22 protein-coding genes are annotated in these 18004 nt (G+C 50.1%); all 22 read right to left on the bottom strand.

What is annotated here, in order from left to right:
- Positions 1–9 precede the first annotated feature (9 nt).
- Entirely contained in the window at positions 10–375 is a 366-nt protein-coding gene (locus PHS46_03720; protein MDD3905625.1) for a GIY-YIG nuclease family protein, read from the bottom strand.
- A 155-nt stretch (positions 376–530) separates the two neighbouring features.
- Complete coding sequence (locus PHS46_03715; protein MDD3905624.1) at positions 531–2135, bottom strand: peptide-binding protein; 1605 nt, start codon at positions 2133–2135, stop codon at positions 531–533.
- 17 nt (positions 2136–2152) lie between these two features.
- A complete protein-coding gene (gene secG / locus PHS46_03710; GenBank protein MDD3905623.1) occupies positions 2153–2473 on the bottom strand; it encodes a preprotein translocase subunit SecG in 321 nt (106 codons plus the stop codon).
- Positions 2474–2500: 27 nt separating this feature from the next.
- Positions 2501–3256, bottom strand: coding sequence for a triose-phosphate isomerase (gene tpiA, locus PHS46_03705; GenBank protein MDD3905622.1), 756 nt, complete (start codon positions 3254–3256; stop codon positions 2501–2503).
- A 2-nt stretch (positions 3257–3258) separates the two neighbouring features.
- Entirely contained in the window at positions 3259–4476 is a 1218-nt protein-coding gene (locus PHS46_03700; GenBank protein ID MDD3905621.1) for a phosphoglycerate kinase, read from the bottom strand.
- A 208-nt stretch (positions 4477–4684) separates the two neighbouring features.
- On the bottom strand, positions 4685–5332 hold the full coding sequence (locus PHS46_03695) for an N-glycosylase/DNA lyase (GenBank protein MDD3905620.1): 648 nt from the start codon (positions 5330–5332) through the stop codon (positions 4685–4687).
- A 5-nt stretch (positions 5333–5337) separates the two neighbouring features.
- Positions 5338–6243 carry an FAD-dependent oxidoreductase gene (locus PHS46_03690; GenBank protein ID MDD3905619.1) on the bottom strand — a complete coding sequence of 302 codons (906 nt, stop codon included), beginning with the start codon at positions 6241–6243 and terminating at the stop codon, positions 5338–5340.
- Positions 6240–6476, bottom strand: coding sequence for a glutaredoxin domain-containing protein (locus tag PHS46_03685; GenBank protein ID MDD3905618.1), 237 nt, complete (start codon positions 6474–6476; stop codon positions 6240–6242). The genes PHS46_03690 and PHS46_03685 overlap by 4 nt, the downstream gene beginning before the upstream one ends.
- A gap of 12 nt (positions 6477–6488) precedes the next feature.
- Complete coding sequence (locus PHS46_03680) at positions 6489–7136, bottom strand: HAD-IA family hydrolase (protein ID MDD3905617.1); 648 nt, start codon at positions 7134–7136, stop codon at positions 6489–6491.
- Between the two features lie 2 nt (positions 7137–7138).
- Entirely contained in the window at positions 7139–7534 is a 396-nt protein-coding gene (locus PHS46_03675; protein ID MDD3905616.1) for a class II SORL domain-containing protein, read from the bottom strand.
- Between the two features lie 37 nt (positions 7535–7571).
- Positions 7572–8759, bottom strand: a complete 1188-nt coding sequence (locus PHS46_03670; GenBank protein ID MDD3905615.1) for a flavodoxin domain-containing protein — start codon at positions 8757–8759, stop codon at positions 7572–7574.
- Between the two features lie 12 nt (positions 8760–8771).
- Positions 8772–9299, bottom strand: a complete 528-nt coding sequence (locus PHS46_03665; protein MDD3905614.1) for a flavin reductase family protein — start codon at positions 9297–9299, stop codon at positions 8772–8774.
- Complete coding sequence (locus PHS46_03660; protein ID MDD3905613.1) at positions 9296–10141, bottom strand: thiamine pyrophosphate-dependent enzyme; 846 nt, start codon at positions 10139–10141, stop codon at positions 9296–9298. Before PHS46_03660 ends, PHS46_03665 begins: the two co-directional genes overlap by 4 nt.
- Positions 10138–11769, bottom strand: coding sequence for a 2-oxoacid:acceptor oxidoreductase subunit alpha (locus PHS46_03655; protein ID MDD3905612.1), 1632 nt, complete (start codon positions 11767–11769; stop codon positions 10138–10140). The genes PHS46_03660 and PHS46_03655 overlap by 4 nt, the downstream gene beginning before the upstream one ends.
- 13 nt (positions 11770–11782) lie before the next feature.
- The gene (locus PHS46_03650; protein ID MDD3905611.1) at positions 11783–11971 is read right to left on the bottom strand and encodes a ferredoxin; all 189 of its coding nucleotides are present in this window, start codon (positions 11969–11971) and stop codon (positions 11783–11785) included.
- Between the two features lie 13 nt (positions 11972–11984).
- Positions 11985–12143: a rubredoxin gene (locus PHS46_03645; GenBank protein MDD3905610.1), complete on the bottom strand. Its 159-nt coding sequence runs from the start codon at positions 12141–12143 to the stop codon at positions 11985–11987.
- A gap of 14 nt (positions 12144–12157) precedes the next feature.
- Positions 12158–12799 (bottom strand): NAD(P)H-dependent oxidoreductase, encoded by a 642-nt coding sequence (locus PHS46_03640; protein ID MDD3905609.1) that lies wholly within the window; start codon positions 12797–12799, stop codon positions 12158–12160.
- A gap of 42 nt (positions 12800–12841) precedes the next feature.
- Complete coding sequence (locus PHS46_03635) at positions 12842–13249, bottom strand: Rrf2 family transcriptional regulator (GenBank protein ID MDD3905608.1); 408 nt, start codon at positions 13247–13249, stop codon at positions 12842–12844.
- Positions 13250–13379: 130 nt separating this feature from the next.
- On the bottom strand, positions 13380–14432 hold the full coding sequence (gene gap, locus PHS46_03630) for a type I glyceraldehyde-3-phosphate dehydrogenase (protein ID MDD3905607.1): 1053 nt from the start codon (positions 14430–14432) through the stop codon (positions 13380–13382).
- Between the two features lie 79 nt (positions 14433–14511).
- Complete coding sequence (gene galT / locus PHS46_03625) at positions 14512–15519, bottom strand: galactose-1-phosphate uridylyltransferase (GenBank protein MDD3905606.1); 1008 nt, start codon at positions 15517–15519, stop codon at positions 14512–14514.
- Between the two features lie 4 nt (positions 15520–15523).
- Positions 15524–16564: a galactose-1-phosphate uridylyltransferase gene (gene galT / locus PHS46_03620; protein MDD3905605.1), complete on the bottom strand. Its 1041-nt coding sequence runs from the start codon at positions 16562–16564 to the stop codon at positions 15524–15526.
- A 14-nt stretch (positions 16565–16578) separates the two neighbouring features.
- A complete protein-coding gene (locus PHS46_03615) occupies positions 16579–17880 on the bottom strand; it encodes a CBS domain-containing protein (GenBank protein MDD3905604.1) in 1302 nt (433 codons plus the stop codon).
- Between the last annotated feature and the right edge of the window lie 124 nt (positions 17881–18004).

Here is an 18004-nt window from a genome sequence, read left to right as displayed (position 1 = left end):
CCTTAATCTTCAATCTTCCAAAATATTATTGTTCGAGCGAGCGACTGCGAGGCGAAGCCGAAGCAGGAGCGAGTCGAGAACATCCAAAGCAACTAAACAAAATACTACCACTATTTCCCCCCACTGCCCCGATATTAATTTCCTCTTCTTTTTCTGGCCCCATCCTTTAATTTGTTTTTCTCTCGTTCGTGCCGCCTCAATCTCCTCATGTTCCTCGATATAAGCCATTTTTTTCACACCATGCTTTGCAGTATAGACTCCACCCAGACCGGAAAGATGCTGATCATATCTGAGGTCGGGTTTCCAAGTCATTCCCGTATAGTATGTGCCGTCCTTGCATTCGATTATATAAACATACCATTTCCATTGATTCATAAAATGAACTTCTCGACTCGTCCAAAATTATTCTTCGAATACTCGGAATAATTTTGTCCTCGCTCGAAGAATATACTACGTTTTTCCACTCCGGGGGTGCCCTCTCACGCCACGACGGCACCGATTAAATTTTCCACTCCTTACAAGAGGAAATTTTACCTGTATCGTTGCTCACTTTTCGGCACGTACCACTTTATAAAATTGTACCCGATGCCGATGGGCGAGGATTCGACGTTACGGAAGCGCGAATTCACTATCGGCAACATATCGGCCGAATAGAGGAACATGTACGGCTGATCCGCGTAGATGATCTCATGCACCCGGCGGTATATCGCCGCGCGCCTTGCTTCGTCGAACGTGCGCCGGCCTTCCGCAAGCAGGCGGTCGACCTCCGCGTTTTTATACCCGATAAAATTAAACTCCCCCTCTCGAGTCTTTGACGAATGCCATATATCGTAATTATCCGGGTCGCGGCCGAGGAACCATCCCATGAGCACCGCCTCAAAACGCTTCTTGCCCAGGAATTCGCCGATGAGCGTGCTCCACTCGACGACGCGTATCTTCATCCTTATCCCGACGGCTTTAAGGTCATTCTGTATCATCTCGGCGGCGCGTTGCCGCTCACCGTTTCCCTGATTTACGAGGATCGTGAACTCGAAAACCCTTCTCTCCTTTTCGACCCACCCGTCCTTATCGGTATCCTCCCAACCCGCTTCGCGCAAAAGCGCCCTTGCCTTCGCGATGTTGTACGGAGCTGGCTTCACATCCTTATTGTACGCCCACGAATCCTTCATAAAAGGCCCGGTCGTAACCTCGGCGAGGCCGAAGAATATCGCCTTCACCATCGCGTCTTTATCGACGGCGTAGTTTATAGCCTGCCGCACCCTGATGTCGCCGAATCTCGGATCGGCGAGATTGTAAGCCATATAGGTATAACCGAAACCTGGATATCTGAATTTATTATAATGCCCGCGGAAGAATTTGTTACCCGTCTGCCGCGCATATTGCAGAGGCGATAGCCCGGCCATATCCACGCCCTGCGTCTGGAGTTCGAGAAATATCGTGGCGTCGTCGGGTATTATGCGGTATATGTATCTATCGATATAAGGCCTTCCTTCGAAATAGTCGCGATTCGAGACGAGCTCTATCTTCTCTCCCGTCCTCCACGATTTGAACTTATACGGCCCGGTACCTATGGGATTACGCGAAAAAGACGACTTATTCAGATCTTCGCCTTTCAGTAAATGTTCCGGCATTATCCACATGCCCCAGCTGGAAAGCGCCGGCGCGAACGGCTCCTTGTAAATAATTTTAACCGTATACTCGTCCGGGATTTCTACCGATTTTATCCTGTCGAAATCACCGCTGTACGGCGTCTTTACTACGGGATCAACCAATTTTTCGTACGTGAATAGTACGTCTTTTGCGGTAAATGGCGCGCCGTCATGCCAGCGCACATTTTTTTTCAGATGGAATACTATGACAGCGCCGCCGTCTAAGATTTCCCAATTCTCGGCGAGATCGCCTGTTATGCGAACGGTTTTATCGTATTTGATAAGGCCGTTAAATATCATGCCACAGATATCGCTTGAGGCCGAATCCGAAGCAAGTATCGGAATAAGCGTTCTGGGATCGCTTATAGAACTTACGACTATGGCATCGCCATGCGGGTCATCGGAAGCGCCCGACGAACCGGATGAGAACAAAAAAAATACCGCCAGGATAATCAGCGGTATTTTTATCTTTCGTACAACGAACATATTTATCTCATCATTTCTTAGAAATCCATCGGCTCGTCGGCTAAAGGATTTGCGCCGCCCTGGACAGGCATAGGCATCGTGGTACCCTGCGACACCAGAGATTTGCTCTGGTGGCTCGTCATGACTGCCAGCGCAAGGCATGTAATTATATAAATTATCGCCGAGGCCGCCGTAGCGCGCGCCAAGAAAACCGACGTCTTCGTGCCGAAAAGCGTCTGTGTCGAGCTACCGCCGAATGTTTCGCTTAACCCACCGCCGCGGCCCGCCTGCAGTAATATAACGGCTATCAGCACCAACGACGCTATCACGTGTATCGCAATGACCAACCCGTATAACATATCAACCTCGCTCTTTAGTTATTCGCTTTATAAACAGTTACGCACTATCTGGGCGAATGTCTCCGCCTTCAGGCTCGCCCCGCCTACAAGCGCACCGTCGACATCTTCCTGCGACATAAGTTCCTTCGCGTTCTCCGGCTTCACACTACCGCCGTATTGTATCCTCACGGATTTCGCGACGGAATCATCGAACATCTCTTTTATGAGGCCGCGTATATATTTATGTACTTCCTGGGCCTGCTCCTTGGTAGCGTTAACACCGGTTCCTATCGCCCAGACCGGCTCGTAAGCTATGATTACGCTCTCCATGTCCTCTTTCGTTAATCCGGCAAGCGAACCGGCAATATGATCCTTTATTACATTGAATGTTTTATTGGCTTTTCTATCTTCGAGCTTCTCCCCGACACAAACGATAGGTTTAATGCCCGCGGCCAGAAGAGCTTTTGCCTTTTTATTTACCATAGTATTCGTCTCGCCGAAAAACTGCCTTCTCTCCGAATGCCCCACTATGCAGTATCCGCAGGCGGCGCTCTTCAGCATTCCGCAGGATACCTCGCCCGTGAACGCGCCTTCCTTCTCCCAGTAAACATCCTGCGCTCCGAGGCCGATATTCGATTCCATGACGACCTCATTGACATCGCTCAAGGATACGAATGGCGGACATACCACTATCTCTATGCCTTCGGTATCGTATAATAGCCTCTTTACGGAATTGGCAAGATCGATCGATTCCGCTATGTTCTTATTCATCTTCCAGTTACCCGCGATTATTATCCGTCTCATTATTATTTCGCCCCTCCGCAACTACAGCAGGAACAGCCTTTATCCATCAGCGCGTCTATCCCCGGAAGGCCGCGCCCTTCGAGATATTCCAGCGAAGCGCCGCCGCCCGTCGATATGTGTGTCATTTTGCCGTCAACTTTGAACTTAGCCATGGCCGCGGCCGTGTCTCCGCCGCCTATAATAGAAATAGCGCCTTTAAGGCCCGCTATGAACTTCGCGACTTCTTCGGTACCTTTGGCAAACTTATCCATTTCGAATACGCCGACCGGCCCGTTCCATAGAATGGTTTTGGCGGTTTTCAGCTTGTCTTCAAAAAGCTTTATCGTCTTCGGGCCTATGTCGAGCCCCATCCATCCGTCCGGTATATTCTCACCGACGATCTGTGTTTCGGCATTCGCGTCAAATTTATCCGCGATGACGTTGTCGACAGGAAGCAATATCGGTATCTTCTTTTTAGTGGCTTTATCGAGCGCGTTCTTAGCCGTCTCGAGGCCGTCTTTATCCAGCTTGGAAGAACCTATAGTCTTGCCCTGCGCTTTCAGGAATGTGTACGCCATGCCGCCGCCTATAAGAAGCGCGTCGACCTTATCGAGCAGATTATCTATAACCTTTATCTTGTCTTTGACCTTCGCTCCGCCGAGTATCGCGACGAACGGCCTCTTCGGATCGGCAACGGTATTGCCGAGATACTGTATCTCTTTCTCCAATAGGAACCCGGCAACAGACGGCAGGTAGTGCGTAACTCCTTCCGTCGACGCATGCGCCCTGTGGGCTGTGCCGAACGCGTCGTTGATAAATACGTCGCCTAAGGACGCGAGCTTTTTAGCGAAGGCGGGGTCGTTCTTCTCTTCTTCGGCGTGGAACCTCAAATTCTCGAGCAATATAACATCGCCGGGCTTCATGTCCGAAACCGCTTTTTCCACATCACTGCCTACGCAATCTTTAAGAGCGGTAACGGGCCTACCAAGAAGTTCCCGCAGACGTTTTGCCGCAGGAGACAACCGCAGAGCCTCGTCCGGCTTTCCATCCGGCCTGCCGAGATGGCTCATGAGAATGACTTTTGCGCCTTTATCCAACGCGTATTTTATAGTAGGAACGGCTGACCGTATCCTTATATCGTCGGTTATATTCAGATTGTCATCGAGGGGAACGTTAAAATCGACCCGGATAAGAGCCCTCTTGCCCTTTAAATCCACGTCTTTTATCGTCTTCTTTGCCATTTTTAACTCCTAATGTTAAGGGATAAGATTATAGTAGCGTCGGCAGGTTTTGTCAAGGCCATTTCAGTGGACATTCAGTGGAGTGTTAAGTCTTAAATAAAATTTGGGGACGGTTCTTGTCGCCATCCCAGACCTGTCCCTTGATAGTATCTTAGGCCTGTCCCGTTGGGTTGGCAAGTGATTTTTGACGGAATACAACGAATCATTTTTATTTAAATACAAATCCTGTCTGCATGGCCCAGAAGAGTAAATCCATGTGCTCAAGGGGTATCCCGACCTTCTTTGAGAAGGCCCTCATCTTGTCTTCTATCTCAAGATAGACACTCCTTGCGCCGACGGAATCCGGCACGCGGGCGATCACCCCGTATTTTTTAAGATTGGCTAAAATATGCCTGTCCAATATGGCTATGTCCCGCCCTAAGCCGATATTGCGCAAAAAATGGCTCGCCTCCTTATATCCGAAGCCCTTTATATTCTCGACCAGCCATTCACGTACTTTAAAAACATCTTTAGGTTTTATGTGCCGTTTAATATCGATAGCGCCGCCGCCGGAAAAAATCTTCCTGGCGCCTATTATGTACTCGGCTTTCTTATTATGAAACCTCGCCCGCCCCTTTATGTGCGGGCGTATACGGGCGGCCGTGCCTTTAAGCAAAAGACCGCGTTTCTTAAGTTCACTTATAGCCAGGTCGCATTTAACGGCGTTGGCATTGGCGGTAAGGATGCAGTAGCAGAGTTCGGGGAATATCTCTTCGTCGCTTGCTTTATGGATATGCCGGAATTCGGCGAGACGCTTCTTTATTTGTGGACGGAGACTTTTATGCGCTTCTTTGAGGGCGCGGATGGAGTTATCCATAGATGTTATTTGCTCTGGTTTATATATTTGAAAGCGGCGAGGGCGGCCTTAGACCCTTCTCCTGCCGCTATGACTATCTGTTTTTCGGGAACATCGGTAACATCCCCTGCCGCGAACACCCCGGGAATATTGGTCTCATTTCTGCAATTAATCTTTATCTCGCCGCGCGCGTTCTTCTCTATCGTGCGGGCGAACTCGGAATTGGGCAGAAGCCCTATCTCCACGAATACCCCGCCCACCGGGATATCCTCGATCTTGCCGCCGCGCTTTATCTTTATGCCGGTTACGAACTTATCGCCCGATACGGCCGTCACCTGCGCGTCGTTTCGCACCGTAACCTTATCGCTCGCTTCCACTTTTTCGCGCATCACCGCGTCACCGCCCAGCGCGGAGGTAGCGTTCACGACATAGACCCGGGCGGCTATCTTCATCAGCTGAAGCGCGGCATCCAGCGCGGAGTTGCCGCCGCCTATGACCGCCACATCCTTGCCGGCGAATAGCGGGCCGTCGCAGGTGGCGCAGTAGGTAAGCCCCCTGTTCTTGAATTCCTTCTCACCCGGGACACCGAGCTCTTTGGAAACTTTGCCCGACGCTATTATAACCGCCTTCGCCTCGTACTGGGCCTTCGCGGTCTTCACGCGTATCACGCCTCCCGCCCTGACAATATCAACTGCAGGCTCGTTTTCCCTGACGGTAATGCCGTATTTACGCATATGCTCTTCGAACTTGCCGACAAGGTCCGGGCCTGTAATGAACTGGTAACCCGTATAATTTTCGATATCGCCCGACCAGGCCGCCTGGCCGCCGACATCGCCGGTGATGACGATAAAACTCATCCGCTTACGGGCGGCGTATACCGCCGCGGTAATACCGGCAGGGCCCGCGCCTATAATGATCAGATCGTAGATCATTTTATATCCAAAGCATCCTTTATCTTATCTTTATCAAATCCTACGATTATCGCGCCGTCTATCTCGATAACCGGAACGCCCATCTGGCCCGAGCGCTTTATCATCTCCTGGGCTTTCTTCTCATCCTCGGAGACATCTATGTCGTCGAATGGAATATTATTATCTTTAAGGTACTGTTTTGCCCGTATGCAGAACGGGCAGGTAGGCGTGCTGTAAACAGTTACTTTTTTCATACCGGTTACCTCCTATATTATTATGTTTTTCAACTCCGCGAGATCGTCTATCGTGAAATCCGGCTTAAGCGGTTCGACGTCCGCGGCCTTACCCAGTCCGTGGCGTATCCAGCAGGTCTTGATCCCCGAGTTCTTGCCGGTTTCGACATCGATAGCCATGTCGCCTACTATGAGCGCCTCTGGCTTGGCTATGCCCAACCGCGCGACATACGGATCCAGTACGCATGCGGATGGTTTAATGCAATTCTCATCATCGCCGCCGATAATATCCTCGAAGTAATCACGTATGCCGAGCGCCTTAAGCACGGCGTCGGCAAATCTCGCGTATCTATTGGTAAGAATGATCTTTCGTTTATTTTTGAAATATTCAAGTATCTCTTTGGCGTGTGGGTAGAGATACGCCTTATCCGCGGGATGCGCCATATAATAATCGCTGTACATCCCGGCCGCCTTATCGATTAGTCCGGCATCGTCCGAATCGAGGCTCCTGGCAACCAGGTCTTTTACCCCGGTGCCGACATAAGAGACTATACTGCCGAAGGATTTCTCGGGAAAGCCCATTTGCCGGAGGGCGTGGTTCATCGCGTTAACGATATCCTGCCTTGCGTCAATGAGAGTGCCGTCGATGTCAAAGAAGATGGTGTTTACTTTAATTTGCAAAATTACTTCACCCCTATTTTCTTCGAATCCTGCCATAGGCCGTGTATATTGCAATACGAGGTAGCCATAATGGTTCCGGGCTTGTCCGTCTTCATGGACAATACAGCCTCGGAATGGGTAAATACAGTGCTCGTATCCGCGCCGAGTGTAGACGCGCCATGCGCGTCAAACTCAGCCCTGCCTATCTGGTACGGGAACTTTTCACCGTCCGGCAAAAAGAATACCGCTATCCACATTATGTGGTGAGCGGTCGTGTTAGGATGCGCTATCTCCTTGCCCACACATACCGATATGCGAAAAAACTCGCCCTTTTTTACATCGGCGGGCGCGTCGATAACCGGGATGTGTTTCTCTTTTTTCCAATCAGCCGACTGGAATATTTCGTTTAACTGAGCCATATTGTCACAGCTCCTTCTTTTGTGTTATTATACCACGTCACTTTATCCTGCCCGCGAAATCTTTGCCAAATTGGTATGCGGTTTTTATCTCATTTTCATCCGGCATGAATTTCGCCGATACGCCGGGTTGCGCTATTTCCATTCCTCCCTCTTTTAACAGATTTTCGATAGAAGCTACGGCTCCTCCGGACCAGCCGTACGAACCGAATGCGGCCGCGATCCTGCCTTTAGGCTTCAATCCCTTCAGGAATTCGAGAAATCCCGCGATCGTCGTGAGCATATCGTTATCGTGCGTGGACGAGCCTATGATGAAACCTCTGGCATCAAGCATCTCCTTTATGACTTCCGTACCGTCGGAGACCGCTATGTCGAAAAGCTTAATCTCAACGCCGGAATCTATGAGCGCCTCCGCTATCTTCCGCGCCATCTTTTCGGTAGCGCCCCACATCGTCTCGTAGACGATAACCACTTTTGGCTTAGTCGTATTCTTCGCCCAGCGGACATACGAATCGATTATCTTTCCCGGACTGCGGCGCCATATAACACCGTGGCTTGGAGCTATCATCTTTATCGGGACACCCATCTTCACAATATCCTCTATTTTTCTTAAAATTAGCGAGCTCAACGGCCAGAGGATATTCCCGTAATACTTTGCCGCCTCATCCATCAACGCGCACTCATCGACCTCATCGTCAAATCGCCCGCCGGACGCCAGGTGCTGTCCGAACGCGTCATTCGACATAAGAAGTTCTTCCTCGGCGCAATATGTAAACATGCTGTCCGGCCAATGTATCATCGGCGCTTCGATAAAAGTGAGCGTCCTTTTGCCCAGTTTTAATTTGTCGCCGGTTTTGACCGCCTGAAAATCCCAATTCTCATAATAATTTTTGTACAACCCTTCTTTGCATTTCTGTGTACCGTAAACTTTCGCCTTCGGGCATAATTTCATAAGCGCCGGCATGGCGCTCGAATGGTCCCTCTCGACATGGTTCGCGATAACGTAATCTATCTTCTCCGGAGGAATTATAGCTTTTATATTCTCGATCAATTCCCCGGCGAATGAACCGAGTACCGTATCCACCAGGGCAATCTTCTCATCAACGATCAGGTAGGCGTTATAGGTCGTGCCTCTTTTCGTCGTGTACGTGTGCCCGTGGAAATTTCTGATGTTCCAGTCAACTACTCCGACGGAATATATGCCTTTCTTTATCTCAAGCGGTTTCACGTTTTCCTCCTGTTACTTTTTATCGATCGTCTCGCCCTTAATAAACGTCGGCGCGGATCTGGGCGTCGAGCCGTGTTTGACCATATGATAATAAGCATATGTCATCGGGTTGGCCTGTTTTAACATTTCAGACGCCGTCATTTTTCCCAAAAACAACGTGTGGGTAAGACAATCAAGCCTGCCGGTAACCTCTGCGGCGACATAGCATATGGAATGCTCCAACACGACGGGGCAACCCGATTCGAGTGTTTTAAAACTTATGCCGCTGAACTTATCCTCTTTCCGTCCCGTCCTGAACCCGAATCTGCCTATAAACTCGAGCGGCGCGTCCTCGCCGAGTACAGATACTGTAAAAACACCGCTGGTCTCTATAAGCTCATGCGTCAGGTTCTTCTTATTTATACTTACCGCTATCGTAACCGGTTCGCTCGTTATCTGGAAGACCGTATTCGCGATCTGGCCGTTTAGCTTATCGCTATTATAAGATGAGACGATATACATTCCGTAGCTTAAGTTGTGCAGAACGTTCGGATCCGTCATGGTCTGCCTTTCACCGTCGCCTCTACTTTGCGGCGTCTTTCGTCTATTGGCATTTTCTTAACGTTAAAACTATCTTCAAAAACCGGCGCTTCTTTTTTATAAAATACGCCCAACGCTATCTTGCCGTCCTTATTATAATCCCACTCCCGTATCTTAGCCTCCGCCGAGGCGTAATCATACGGATTGTGCCCGCTTAATTCATAAACACGTTTATCGTAATATTCGTACAGGTTGCAATATGTAACGCAAACCTGCAGAACATCAACGAGCGAAAAACCTTTGTGCAATATCGCTTCTCTGAATATTTTCTTTAAAAGCTCGATCCCGTGCGACGTACCTCGCGCCAAAAATGTCGCCCCGGACGCTAAAAGAAGATCCATCGGATTTATCGGCATCTCCTTAGCCCCCGATGGAGTGGAACGCCCCTTATATCCGTATGGAGAAGTCGGGGTATATTGCCCTGTGGTCAGGCCGTACACCCTGTTATTGTGTATTATGACCGTCATGTCCACATTACGCTTCGCGGCAAATATCAGGTGCTCCAGCCCTTCACCGTAAGCGTCTCCGTCGCCGGAGTGGCCTATGACCTTGAGGGCGGGATTCGCTATCTTTATCCCTGTGGCCGGCGGAATGACGCGGCCATGCAGTGAATAGAAACTGTTTACGTTGACATAATCGACTATCTTGGCATGACAGCCGATGCCGGAGACGAGCACGACATTCTCTACTGGCAGTCCTTCGTCGACAAAAGACGCGAGCACGGACTTCATCGCGTTCAATATGGAGAAGTTACCGCATCCCAGGCACCATGTATTAACGGCTTTCGTATCAAGGCCTTTCACGCTATCGCCTCCCGAAGTTTTCTTTCCAGCTCGTCCACGCTAAAAGGCCTTCCGTCGTATTTTAATATCTCTTTATCCACGCCGAGAGCGTGAAGATTCATCAGCTTTACAAGCTGGGCGGTCGCATTCGACTCGACGGCCAAAAGCTTCCTGACGCCTTTCATCGCCCGCTCCATCTGCATGGCCGGGAACGGTGACATATAGAGCGGCTGGATGACTTTTAACCCCATGCGCCCGGCGGCCTCTACGCACACACCTTTATTCGAGCCCCAGCATATGACGGCGATATCCGAATCTTTGTTACCGTAAGTCTTTACCATTTCGCACTGCTCAAGCTCTTCCGCCAGGCGATTGCCTTTTTGCAAACGCCGTTCCTGCATCTTAGCTGTCAGGGCCGGGTCTTCTATAGTTAGCCCCGCCTCATCGTGTTCGTAACTATTCACTTTTATAACGTTATCTTTTCCCGGGACGAACATGAGCTTTTTCCCGTCCCAGGATACATCGTCATCTATCCTTACCTCGGGCGATAAGTCAGCGTCAAAACTATATACCCCTTCCCCCATATTCTTATCGCTTAATATTATGGCCGGCATGCGATACTTCCGCGCAAGTTTCAAGGCGACCTGCGCCAGATAATACGCTTCCTCCGCGTCACCGGGCGCGAGAACAAGGCGCGCGAACTCTCCCTGTCCCGCGTTAAGCGCGAAATGCAGTTCCGTCTGCGAACTGTATGTGGGCAGGCCCGTCGATGGGCCGGGCCGCTGGCCCAGAACTATCACCACCGGCAGTTCCGCCATCGCCGAAAAGCTTACTCCCTCCGTCATCAGGCAAAATCCGCCGCCGGAGGTCCCGACCGCCGTCTTCTCGCCGCAGTACGCGGCGCCGAGCGCCATCAATATCACGGCGATCTCGCTCTCCGGATGGATCACTTTAAGCGAAAACTCTCCGGAGCGGCTCGCCAGGAAATGGAGTATCGGCGAAGTAGGCGTCATCGGATAAGAGATGTAGGTGTCGAGTCCGCCCATGACCAGGCCGAGCCCTATAGCTTCGTTGCCGGTGAATACGGGAAGGGGCTCCTGCCCCGTCGGCTCTATCCTGTATACCTTCTCGACAGCGTCGTATCCCCGGCGGGCAACCTTTAAGTTAATATCCGCCTCCGAGGAGAAACTATTCCTGAATTCCTTATCGAGCAGATCCCACGGCATATCCACCGCCTTGCACAACGCCCCTATACTGCATGAATTACGCGTTATCTCCGGGGCAAGCTCTTCCTTTAATATATTCGCCGCGGGAACCATCACGATCTTGTTCGCCCCACCCAGACCGTCAACTTTCACTACACCGGCGTCATAAATCACCATGGCATTGTCGGTCAATCTGTTCTTGTGCAGATCGAATGTCTCCTGGTTGAAAGCGAGGAGTATCTCCACCTTATCTTTATGCGAATATATTTTGCGGCGCGCGGCTCTTATTATGGAAAAAGTGTGTCCGCCGCGTATCAATGAAGGATAATCGCGGTATATATACAACCGGTAACCGAGCCGGTTCAATATATTCGCTATTATAAGTCCGGCTTTATCTATTCCGAAGCCGGCCTTGCCGCCGATAAGGATCGAGAAGTCTTCCACCCGATGCACCTTCTTATTTTGTTACCGTTATAGCCGTTACAGGGCATTCATCGCACGCCTTCTGGCAATTCTCTTCCGCCCCACCCGGAACTATTCCGACGTACACAACCGCTTTATCATCCTGCATCTTATAAACCTCCGGGCATGTGCTGACGCACAACCCGCAACCTATACACACATCCGCATCGATCTTTGCAGTCACTTTTTTCTCCTTGTTATATTTTTTCAAACTCACTTTTGGGAGCGCCGCACTCCGGACAGACCCAGCCGTCCGGTAATTTTTCGAAACTCGTCCCCGCCGCTACACCGTTATCCGGATCGCCCTTAGCGGGATCGTATATGTAACCGCACACAAGGCACTTGTATTTATCCATATCCGCCTCCTTTTTTATACCGTTTCGCCTATTGCATTGGCCGCCTGGACAGCCTCTTTTTTCGCCGCCTCGAGAGCGCGCGCCGCCGCCGCAGGATCCATATCCATCGGCTGGGCATTTATAAAAGTCATATCCGTAATGCCGCAGAATCCGAAGACCGTCTTCAGGTATGGCATCTGATGGTCTGATTTCGCCATCGGCCCCGTCGAAGAATAATCTCCTCCGCGGCTTGTAATAACTATCATCTTTTTATTTTTCGCAAGCCCCTCCACGCCATTGGCTGTATACCGAAAAAGGTATCGCGGCTGGAGGATGATATCGATGTAGTGTTTTAACTGGTACGGTATGCTGAAGTTCCACATGGGAGCGCTTAAAAGGATTACATCCGCCGAAAGGAATTGGCTGATATAACGTTCGATAATTTTCCACGCGTCCTTAAACTCTTCGGCAATGTCCTTGCCTCCGAGGAGCATGTATTTACCCTTAACCATCTTTATGGTCAATGGCTGTAGAGGTTCGTCGAATAGATTGATACTTTCTATCGCGCAGGCAGGATGTTTTTTGGAAAAAATATCGAGGAAGACGCCGCTTACCTTAAGCGTTCTGGAATCTTCGCCTCGTGGAGACGCTATTATATGCAGTAATTTTTTATGCATATCACTCATGTATTATACCCCATCCGTTAATTATACTTCCACTCATTTCTGGCTTTTTATCAATTCCGCTATTGTTATGGAATCCAGCTCCGACATCATGTATTTCTCGATCTTGTCGATCCTTTCTTTTAAAGGGCAAATTCTCCGATTGGGGCAAAGCTCTTTTTTTAACAAACACTCGGTCAGGCTCAACGGCCCCTGGAACGCTTTGGCAACCTTCATTATATATAGTTTATTCGCGGACATCTTAAGAGCGAAACCGCCGCCAACTCCTTTATACGATCTTACAAAACCCTTCCCGGTCAGAGACTGGAGTATCTTTCTTAAAAACGGCTTCGGGATCTTCAATGCTCTCACGAGTTCCGATACTGAAACTATATCGCCATCCTTTTTCGCGATAAAACATAACGCCCTTATCCCGTAGTCCGTATTACGCGTAAAAAGCTTCATCTTATAACTCTCCTTTTTCCTGCTAAATGATACCATATTAGTATCATTTTGCCAAGTAAAAAAAACCACCTGCAAACCGCGCAGGTTGCTTTACGGCAAAAACCGATAAGCAACCTGCGCGGTTAGACAGTTACAAACCTTTCTTCACCATATACTCGATAAGATCGACCACTCTGCAGGAATATCCCCACTCGTTGTCGTACCACGCGAGAACCTTGGCAAAGTTCCCATCGAGAACTTTCGTCATCTTCGAGTCAACCGTAGCCGAGGCCGGATAGTGGTTGAAATCGACGGAAACAACATCGTCTTCGGTGTAATCTAATATGCCCTTCATCTTGCCCTGCGAAGCCGCTTTAAGCGCCGCATTGATTTCCTCGGCGGTGGCTTTCTTCTTTAATAAGCAGGTCAAGTCTACTACGGAAACGTTAGCGACAGGTACGCGCATTGAGAAACCATCGAGCTTGCCTTTCAGCTCAGGCAACACAAGCCCTATGGCCTTCGCGGCCCCCGTCGAAGTGGGTATCATCGAAATTGCCGCGGCGCGTGCCCTGCGCGGATCCGGATGCGGAAGATCCTGCACTCTCTGGTCATTCGTATACGCGTGAATGGTCGTCATTAGACCCTTTTCAATGCCGAATAAATCGTTCACGACCTTGGCGACTGGCCCGAGACAGTTTGTGGTGCATGACGCATTCGAAACTACCGAATGGCTCTTCGGATCATATTTATCTTCGTTGACGCCCATCACTATCGTAAGATCTTCGCCCTGCGCCGGAGCTGAGATAATAACCTTCTTCGCCCCGCCTCTGGAGATATGGTTTACTGCGCCTTTTACCTCTTTGCCCTTCTTATTCACACCGTCATCCTTTATCGTGAATAATCCGGTGGACTCTACCACTATCTCCACGCCCAGCTCTTTCCATGGAAGCTCACCCGGATCCTTCTTCGCCAGCACCTTTATCTCTTTGCCGTTGACGACGATAGATTCGTTGCCCGCCTTCACATTCCCTCCCGGGAACCGGCCATGTACGGAGTCATACTTCAAAAGATGAGCCAGCGTCTTCGCGTCCGTGATGTCGTTTACGGCGACTAACTCTATCGACTTCGAATTCCTTTCAAGGATAGCCCTTCCGACCATCCTGCCTATCCTTCCAAAACCATTTATTCCAACCTTTACTGCCATTTTATTGCCCTCCGATTTGTTGTTGCTTCACCTTATACAAATCGCCCCGCCCGTATTCTCACCCCGGCGGGGCCATACTTTATTTATCCGGAATTACAACGCTCATCAGATCCTTCGCGGCGGTATGCGGCAGTACCGGATTAACATAAAAGCCGCTCCCCCATTCGAAACCGGCGACTTTGGAAAGCTTGGGCATTATCTCGACGTGCCAGTGGTAATCAGCTCTCTCATGACCGTTTATCGGCGAAGTATGTATTATAAAATTATACGAGGGATCTTTCAACAACCCTTTTATCCTGGCCAGGGAATCCCTCATAGCCCTGGCGAAAGACGCGACATAGTCCCTGTCGATATTTACGAAATCGGACATGTGTTTCTTCGGCAATACCCATATCTCGTAGGGAAACCGCGAAACGTAAGGACAAAACGCTACGAACAATTCGTCATTATACACTATCCTGTCTTTTTCTTCCAGCTCTTCCCGCACTATGTCGCAAAATACGCATCTGTCCTTGTAATCGTAATATTTGGCCGCGCCTTCCATCTCCTCATGCACCCTTTTGGGCACAATGGGAAGCGCGATAAGCTGGCTGTGAGGATGCTCGAGCGACGCGCCGGCGGATTTGCCGTAATTTTTGAATATAAGTATATATTTGAACCGTTTATCCCTGCGCAGGTCCAGAGACCTCGCCCGGTAAGCCCACACGACCTCTTCCGCTTCCGCGTGCGTTAAGTCCGCCATGTCCCTGAAATGGTCGGGCGTATCCACTATGACCTCGTGCGCCCCGACGCCATTCATGAGGTCGAATACGCCGATGCCTTCGCGGTTCAAGTCGCCCTCTATGCGGAGCGCCGGGAACTTGTTCGGCACGACCCTGACGGTCCAATTAGGAGTATTCGGCCCGCCGACTTCCCTATGCGCCACGATCTCCGGCGGAGTCAGCGTCTCGCCGCCGTAGCAGAAAGGACAGCTGTTCTTGTTGATCTTTGGCGGCTGTTCCGTAATAAGACTGGCGACTTCCGCGGGCTTATCCATCGGAACTATTATCCATCTCGCCGTTATCGGATCCCGCCTTAGCTCGTTCATTCCGTTAAACCTTTGCCTCTTTTACCGCTTTGCACGCGTCTTCAGGCGGAAGAGGATTTATATAAAAACCACTGCCCCACTCAAAACCCGCGACTCTGGTGAGTATAGGTAGTATCTCAAAATGCCAGTGATAATCCGACTCGATCGTCTCCCAGTAACCGCGGGAGGTGACATTGCGCCTGAACGGAGCCGTATGCAGTACAAAATTAAACGGAAAATCGCCTATAACTTTGCGCATCTTCGCAAAAAGCAATATCATAAGTTCCGCGAAGTCGGCTATCCTGGCCCTGTCCACTTTGTAAAAATCGCACGAATGTTCTTTCGGCATTATCCATGTCTCGAAGGGAAATCGCGCGGCGAATGCGGCCAATGCGACAAAATGTTTCGACTCGGCCATTACGCGTTCGCCCGAAGACAGCTCCTGCTTCAGCATATCACAGAAGATGCACCTGTCTTTGTAATCGTAATAAGCTTTACTGCCGGCGAGCTCTTCTTTGACCCTCTTGAGATTTACCGGCGTACCTATTATCTGAGTCCTGGCGTGCTGGATGTGCCCGCCGCCGGCCGCCGCGCCGTAATTTTTGAAGATGAGGACGTATTTTATCTCTTTATCTTTCTCGAGATCCTGTATCCGGTCGAGAATAACGTTATAGCTTTTGACCACCTGCTCTTTGGAAAGCTCCGCCTCCGTAACATGATTCGGCGACTCGACGACTATCTCGTGCGCCCCGCGCGCGTTTATAAGGTCGTACATGCCGTGGCCGTGTCGGTCGAGATTACCTTCTATCTGCAAAAGAGGCGATATGCTGGGCACCACCCGTATGTCCCAACCCGGGCCATTAGCCCGGGTGCCGTGCTTTCTCGAAGCATATATCTCCGGAGGCGTAAGTGATTCATTGCCTTCGCAAAACGGGCACTTCTCGCCAGGCGCCAAAGCCTCTTTCTCGACCGCGTTGCCCATAGCGAAATGGTCCGGCCTTTTGGCCCTTTCGGTCGAAATTATAACCCATCTTCCAACTACCGGATCGCGTCTTAGTTCAGGCATATTTAATTCGCTGGTTATTGCTTCAGGAATATAAGGAAATCGCTCGGGTTCACTACCCCGAGGATATTGCCGTTCTCGTCTTTCACTATTATAATTTCGCCCTTCCTCGCTTCCACCTTCTGCAAAGCGCTCTTAAGCGAGGTCTGCGGGCTCACCGTTATGAACTTCCTCTGCATTACCTTTGTCACCGAGGAGTCGAGTTCCATCGATACGGCCTCGGGGATTTTGAATACAACCTCTTTATTGATACTCTTGAGCTTTTCTTTTATAAAATCGTATAACTTCGAGATCAGTATCCTCTTGTAACTTATCGCGATCGGAACGAATGGTTTGCCTTCTATGAAATTAAGGTGAGTCTCGAGCGTCGATTGCCCCGCATCCTGATCGATAGCGAGAAGATAGCGCATCGAGCTATCCGGTATCTCGTCCACCCTGTCGGCCGGTATTGCGGCGAGATAGGCGAGCTCGTAGACGTCCTTCTCGTCGAGCTCAAGGAACGGGTACTTCTCTTTTATATAAAGGGCGAGTTCCTTGTCCTGATCCCTGTACACGCTTACATACTTATCGAGCGTATCGATAGCGTCGGATAAGAATACACCCAGCGCGACATCGACATTATAAAGCAACCCGCTGGCGACTATAGCGCCGTCATCGGATTGGCCGGGGCCCACATGATGCCTTATGTAGAGGTACTTAATGTGTTTCGCGACGCTCGGTTTGGGTTTTTCGTCTTCGACGATCAAGCCGCAAGATTTAAAATAGTTTATCCTGTCCTCGTTCTCCTGGTGGGCCAGCTGTTCGCCGTCCAAACCCATTTCTTCCATTATCTTAGTATTCACGAGGTAGCATTTGCCGTAACCGATTGTTATGCTGTAAAGCCCCTGGGTCTTCTTCCTTATCTCGGGGTCATCCCTCAACCCGCCCAGGTACAACCCTTTCAGTATGTCGTGATAATTTACTGTGCGCTCTTTAAACTGCGGAATACCGAGAAGAGGCCTGCCATTCTTTGTAACGAGCCGCTCGCGCGGATCGTCGGCAAAGACGCTGTCGACGTACTCGACTATCTCGTCGATCAGTTCCTGCCGCTTGGCTTTCACCACTCTGGCCGAACGCCCGAGGGCGCTTACGATGTCTTCCATGGTAGTGTTGACATAGGAGCGTTTATTGAATATACCGGCTCCATTGTGAGCCCTGCCCTCTATCGACTGCATGAAGACCAGATCCTCGATACGCGGGATGGTATAGAGCCGCTCCTGGGTCTTGAGGTTGTGAAAATCCTGCTGTATAAGTTCTTTTGGCGCTATCTTCTTCGGCATTCTGCTTCGTTTCTCCAGTTATTCTCGTGAAACTTCGCAGGAATCTCTACGAAGCTTCATACGGCCTGACTGCTACAGCGAAGTAGGATATTCTGGATTATAACACAGAGGAAAAATTATTTAC

The sequence above is a fragment of the Candidatus Omnitrophota bacterium genome, assembly GCA_028699255.1.
Lineage (GTDB): Bacteria > Omnitrophota > Gorgyraeia > 2-01-FULL-45-10 > 2-01-FULL-45-10 > FEN-1322.
The sequence above is the reverse complement of the archived record's forward strand: the minus strand, read 5'-3'. Positions and strand labels throughout refer to the sequence as shown.

Excerpts from the sequence above, each read along its gene's own strand:
- PHS46_03720 (MDD3905625.1), bottom strand. The coding sequence starts at position 375 with ATGAATCAATGGAAATGGTATGTTTATATAATCGAATGCAAGGACGGC.
- PHS46_03715 (MDD3905624.1), bottom strand. The coding sequence starts at position 2,135 with ATGTTCGTTGTACGAAAGATAAAAATACCGCTGATTATCCTGGCGGTA.
- secG (MDD3905623.1), bottom strand. The coding sequence starts at position 2,473 with ATGTTATACGGGTTGGTCATTGCGATACACGTGATAGCGTCGTTGGTG.
- tpiA (MDD3905622.1), bottom strand. The coding sequence starts at position 3,256 with ATGAGACGGATAATAATCGCGGGTAACTGGAAGATGAATAAGAACATA.
- PHS46_03700 (MDD3905621.1), bottom strand. The coding sequence starts at position 4,476 with ATGGCAAAGAAGACGATAAAAGACGTGGATTTAAAGGGCAAGAGGGCT.
- PHS46_03695 (MDD3905620.1), bottom strand. The coding sequence starts at position 5,332 with ATGGATAACTCCATCCGCGCCCTCAAAGAAGCGCATAAAAGTCTCCGT.
- PHS46_03690 (MDD3905619.1), bottom strand. The coding sequence starts at position 6,243 with ATGATCTACGATCTGATCATTATAGGCGCGGGCCCTGCCGGTATTACC.
- PHS46_03685 (MDD3905618.1), bottom strand. The coding sequence starts at position 6,476 with ATGAAAAAAGTAACTGTTTACAGCACGCCTACCTGCCCGTTCTGCATA.
- PHS46_03675 (MDD3905616.1), bottom strand. The coding sequence starts at position 7,534 with ATGGCTCAGTTAAACGAAATATTCCAGTCGGCTGATTGGAAAAAAGAG.
- PHS46_03665 (MDD3905614.1), bottom strand. The coding sequence starts at position 9,299 with ATGACGGATCCGAACGTTCTGCACAACTTAAGCTACGGAATGTATATC.
- PHS46_03645 (MDD3905610.1), bottom strand. The coding sequence starts at position 12,143 with ATGGATAAATACAAGTGCCTTGTGTGCGGTTACATATACGATCCCGCT.
- PHS46_03640 (MDD3905609.1), bottom strand. The coding sequence starts at position 12,799 with ATGCATAAAAAATTACTGCATATAATAGCGTCTCCACGAGGCGAAGAT.
- PHS46_03635 (MDD3905608.1), bottom strand. The coding sequence starts at position 13,249 with ATGAAGCTTTTTACGCGTAATACGGACTACGGGATAAGGGCGTTATGT.
- gap (MDD3905607.1), bottom strand. The coding sequence starts at position 14,432 with ATGGCAGTAAAGGTTGGAATAAATGGTTTTGGAAGGATAGGCAGGATG.
- galT (MDD3905606.1), bottom strand. The coding sequence starts at position 15,519 with ATGAACGAGCTAAGGCGGGATCCGATAACGGCGAGATGGATAATAGTT.
- galT (MDD3905605.1), bottom strand. The coding sequence starts at position 16,564 with ATGCCTGAACTAAGACGCGATCCGGTAGTTGGAAGATGGGTTATAATT.
- PHS46_03615 (MDD3905604.1), bottom strand. The coding sequence starts at position 17,880 with ATGCCGAAGAAGATAGCGCCAAAAGAACTTATACAGCAGGATTTTCAC.